This window comes from Paenibacillus sp. 01T442, assembly GCF_056398345.1.
The window spans coordinates 1-4,459 of sequence record NZ_JBFTPF010000161.1; the positions used below are offsets into that span (position 1 = coordinate 1).

Annotated in this window: 6 protein-coding genes; 5 read left to right on the forward strand and 1 reads right to left on the reverse strand. The window is 36.1% G+C overall.

The window, feature by feature from the left end; genetic code table 11:
- Window positions 1-281 precede the first annotated feature (281 nt).
- From AC1DLM_RS34830 to AC1DLM_RS34840, 3 genes are all read left to right on the forward strand, one after another.
- Complete coding sequence (locus AC1DLM_RS34830) at window positions 282-1,259, forward strand: phosphotransferase enzyme family protein (RefSeq protein ID WP_477572557.1); 978 nt, start codon at window positions 282-284, stop codon at window positions 1,257-1,259.
- A 109-nt stretch (window positions 1,260-1,368) separates the two neighbouring features.
- Window positions 1,369-1,845, forward strand: coding sequence for a GNAT family N-acetyltransferase (locus AC1DLM_RS34835; RefSeq protein ID WP_441992658.1), 477 nt, complete (start codon window positions 1,369-1,371; stop codon window positions 1,843-1,845).
- Window positions 1,846-2,079: 234 nt separating this feature from the next.
- A complete protein-coding gene (locus AC1DLM_RS34840; protein ID WP_477572558.1) occupies window positions 2,080-3,192 on the forward strand; it encodes an alpha/beta hydrolase in 1,113 nt (370 codons plus the stop codon).
- A 249-nt stretch (window positions 3,193-3,441) separates the two neighbouring features.
- On the opposite strand, the gene AC1DLM_RS34845 is transcribed toward AC1DLM_RS34840, so the two are convergent.
- Complete coding sequence (locus AC1DLM_RS34845) at window positions 3,442-3,807, reverse strand: DUF3888 domain-containing protein (protein ID WP_477572559.1); 366 nt, start codon at window positions 3,805-3,807, stop codon at window positions 3,442-3,444.
- Window positions 3,808-3,904: 97 nt separating this feature from the next.
- Between AC1DLM_RS34845 and AC1DLM_RS34850 the strand changes: the two genes are divergently transcribed.
- Entirely contained in the window at window positions 3,905-4,261 is a 357-nt protein-coding gene (locus AC1DLM_RS34850) for a hypothetical protein (RefSeq protein WP_441992337.1), read from the forward strand.
- 88 nt (window positions 4,262-4,349) lie between these two features.
- The coding region (locus AC1DLM_RS34855) for a DUF5071 domain-containing protein (RefSeq protein ID WP_477572560.1) at window positions 4,350-4,459 on the forward strand (110 nt) is incomplete at its 3' end.

Here is a 4,459-nt window from a genome sequence, read left to right on the forward strand (position 1 = left end):
CTGTTGATTAACATGGTATCGATAGGTTTTGTTCTAAGTATAAAAATTTATGATGACATAGATGTTGAAGATATCATAATACGTTAATGTTCGATCCAATAGCGAAGAGTGTGGGGAATAAAACTACCACCTTTTTATGCTGCTGTTATTTTTAAAGATGAACCATTTGTTGAATATGTGTATTTTCCAATATGTGTTAATATTAAAAAGATAACAACTGTCTATGTAAATACATAATCTTGTCTCAATAAATGAAAGAAAAATAGAATCGGAGGATCATCATGGACAATAAGATCTTAAATCTTCTGCTCCAATATGACATCGTGAGTCCCGAAGCTACACTGCTCAGGCACAATGAAAATCGGACATATAAAGTGATCGATTCGTCAAACGGTAGCGTCTATCTTCTTCGAGTGCATGATCCTTTGACATTAAATCTTGGCGGCATTCAGCATACAAGACAAGGGGTTGAATCCGAGTTGCGATTGTTGGTGGCAATCTCAAATCGTACGGACCTCATGGTTCCGGTGCCTGTAGTGAATCGGTACGGACAACTCGTAACCGAGTTTGAATTAGATGGAAGCACACTATGCTGCTCACTACTTCACTGGATAGAAGGTCGMAATTTGACTAAAGAGGATTTGTCCAGCACTGATGCAGCATATCATCTAGGCGCTCAGGTTGGTAGACTGCACACATTTTTCGATACATACGACAAAGTCGTCCCTGCGGATCGTCCCGATTATGGTATTCGAAGAACTGATAAGATGCTCAAACAAATTCGACGCGGGGTCGAACTCGAATTGTTCTCAGAAGAGAATTTCCTTATAGTCGAAAAAACACTAACACGCATTGTTGACCGACTTCGGGCAGGACAACCTGGAACGCTAAAGCAGGGGATCATCCACGCGGATTTAAACATGAGTAACATACTTGTTACTTCGCTAGGAAGTTATGCTTTTATCGATTTCTGTCTCTTCGGCTTTGGTTACCTACTTTTTGATGTAGCAATGGCTGCTTTAAATACCCCAAAAGAATATCGGGAACAAGTCGTTTCAGGATATTATGGTAAAGTGCTACCGTACGAGGAGGTTTATTCAATTATTGAAGGTTTCATGCTTTCAGCGGTGTTAGGCTACTACGCTTTTGTGATGGAGAACGATGCTGCCCATACATGGATTCGAGAGAGGATGCCGCAGTTTTGCCATACTCGGTGTACGCCGTTTCTCAACGGTGAAAGTATTTTCCTTAGCTTCTGATTAGTGAATGAGCCCAGTCGATGTCAAAACGAAAGAACAATAATTAAGGAGCTTGCTTCGCTTCAGCAATATTTAATTATAACAGTGGCAAAATGGGGGGAAGTCCTGCATGATTACGCTCAGAAAAATCACTCTGGAAAACCGGCGTGCCATGTTTAACTTGGAAGTTTCAGTGGACCAACGGCACTTTGTTGCGTCTAATCTGTCCAGCGTGGCTTCTTGTTATGTCCTTGCAACCAATGGGGGACATCCATTCCCATTTGTCATTTATGCGGATGAGCAGCCCGTCGGTTTTGTAATGTTGGCTTATGGAATCACTGGATACGAAGAACCGTCAATCGCAGAAGACAACTATTGCATCATGCGATTAATGATTGACAAACAGTACCAGAACCGGGGTTATGGTCGGGAAGCCATGAAAAAAATCTTGGAGTTTATCCGTACTTTTCCAGAAGGTCCGGCAAATTACTGCTGGATCCCATATAAATCCGATAACATTGCTGCCAAAAGGCTTTATGAAAGTTTTGGCTTCCGTGACAACGGTGAAGTGTTTAACAACGAATCAATAACTGTATTGCGACTCTGATTCGCTATTAAACCATTAAGCGAGCTCAAAGGAAGAGCCATTCCGCTAACGAATAACATTACTTCTATAATTTAATAAATGAAAGGGCGGCTCAATTGAATCTGCCCTTTTTTTATTTCATAAAAAATCAGGTCAATATTTTTAAAGAAAAGGTAAAATAAGTTCGTTGAATTTCCAATATATTGAATTTAGAATGAAATTATAACATTTATTAATGAGAATGGAGGCTTAAATTTGAAAATTAACAAGAAAGCATTCTATATGATTAATACTATTTCTGCTTTTTTGGGTGTTCTAGGAATAACAGGTTTATTTTTCTCATACAAAGTTGCTTCTTGGGTGAAGAATATAGAGCAAATAAAGTTAGGTTATTTAGAAATATTCAAGAAACATACACTAATAATAAATATTTTCGCTGTATGTTCCCTTATTCTATTTATACTTACAACTCTTATTTTATTGAGATTAGTTAGAAGAAATACAAGAAAATTAATAGCAGTACTATCATTAACTTTATCTATCTTAATTGGCACATATTTAATCATTTGTCTCTTTTTTTATCAAAATCTGGACGAACTTATTAAAATTAATCATCTTGTTTACCAACCTAAAAAGATTGATCAATCTACTGCTGAAAAGATTAGGTTGCTTTATAGTGATGCTGAAGAAATTAAAATCAATACATCTGACAATATAAACTTGTACGGATGGCTTATGAAAAATTCGAGTGTTAAAGAAGCCCCGCTACTTATTTACTTTGGAGGTTCTGGGGAAGAAGTATCTGATATGTTATCGATTGCTGAGGGTTTAGATGGATGGTCTGTAGCATTAATTAATTATAGATCGTATGGACTGAGTGAAGGAGAACCAAGTAAGAATAGTTTAAACAATGACGCAAATTTAATTTATGATTATTTTTCAAAAAGAAGTGATATTGATAATAAGAAAATAGTCTCGATGGGATATAGCCTAGGAACGGGAATTGCTGTGAACTTATCAAGTGAACGCTCAACAGTTGGCACAATTCTAGTTTCTCCGTTTGATAATTATTCTAAGTTTAAGGGCAAATCAATCTCAAACGCTTTACAGCTACATAATATGTTTCCGCTATCTTATTTTATTGGAGAATCTTATAATTCAATAAAAAAGGCATCTTCAATTAAAACTCCGTTACTATGCTTAGCAGGGGACTTAGATAAAAATATTCCTATAGAATCTTCTAAAAACCTTGTAGCTAAATGGGGAGGAGAGAAGACAATGAAGACAATTCATCTTGGTGATCACTCTTTCATATTCTCCAGCGGGGATGCATGGAATGAAATAAAGAACTTCCTTAAGGTAGTATAACTTAACGTGCATGGCAGTAGCTGGTTATGGATAAAGAACAGTAGCTGATAACTTGAAACGGGTGGTGGTTACATGGACACAACTGAATTACTACTTGAAAAGCATGGTTTAGAACCAAGTTTAATTCACAGAGAAAAAGTTTTGGAGTTTTATAGGAGCTATTATGGTTTTAGCTAACGCAGAACCGTTAGATTAATATCGAAGGGCTACTTCGACCAGCCTCGCTCCGCAATGGGTTAATCAGATTATCTATTCTTGTATGACCTTAATAGCTCTTATTTGTTTCTCGGGGTTTTGATTTGTAAAGGTAATCGTATAATGATTATACGGCGGATTATGAGCTCCAGAAAATGTCGTTACTTTCAATGTTGTCTCCCAATAGTATTGACCMCACGACGATCTATTGATCTTCAGCATTTTATCAACCATGAATTGCCTTTCATCTTTATACTGCGAAAGAACTTTGCCTATAGATCCAAGCAAAGTCCCAACAAATGCATCTTTCAATACATCACATGGTATTTCTTCGTTGTTCAGATTAATTGGGTTTGCTTGAATAGGTGTTGCATTTGTGAATAGTGTAATAAAGGCTACTAAAATAATTATAGTTTTCATTGGAAATCCCCTTTTAGTATTTGTTGTATTTTCCCATTTATAAAGGCTGATTATTCAAACACTCCATTAAATTAAAGGGTAAAGATAGTTATGGGGCTTGCCACGTGGCAAGTCCTCTTTTGGTATTAACGGGCAGCATAATTCAAACTTACCAGCAGGATTTATCTTGGTTACAACGCCACCCTATTTGTTTGATAATTGTGACTTTATGATAAACGAAATATTTATTCTAAGACCCTATAGAGGTAAAGGAATAGGCGAAAACTCTGTAAGAGAAGTCTTCAATTTACATCGAGGAAAATGGATGCTCTTTACTACACCAACGGACAAGAATTTGGATACTATAAGTTTCTGGAGAAAAACATTATCTGGGTATACAAATAATCAATTTACCGAAGAAGATAAAGAACTGAATGATGTCGGGTTCTCCAAAGTTTTTAAATTCAATAATTAAGTTGTATACATAGGGGAAATTATCTACTATTTGCGATATTAGCGAATGTAAGAAATCGATATAATAATCCTCTACAGAACTAACAACTTTGTTACTTAGATATCCAGAAGAGACAATACCACATATAAAAGATGTATTAAAATCAAATGATGATATTTGGAAAGAATGGAGCTTAAAACATTTTGTAAAGGAACTACC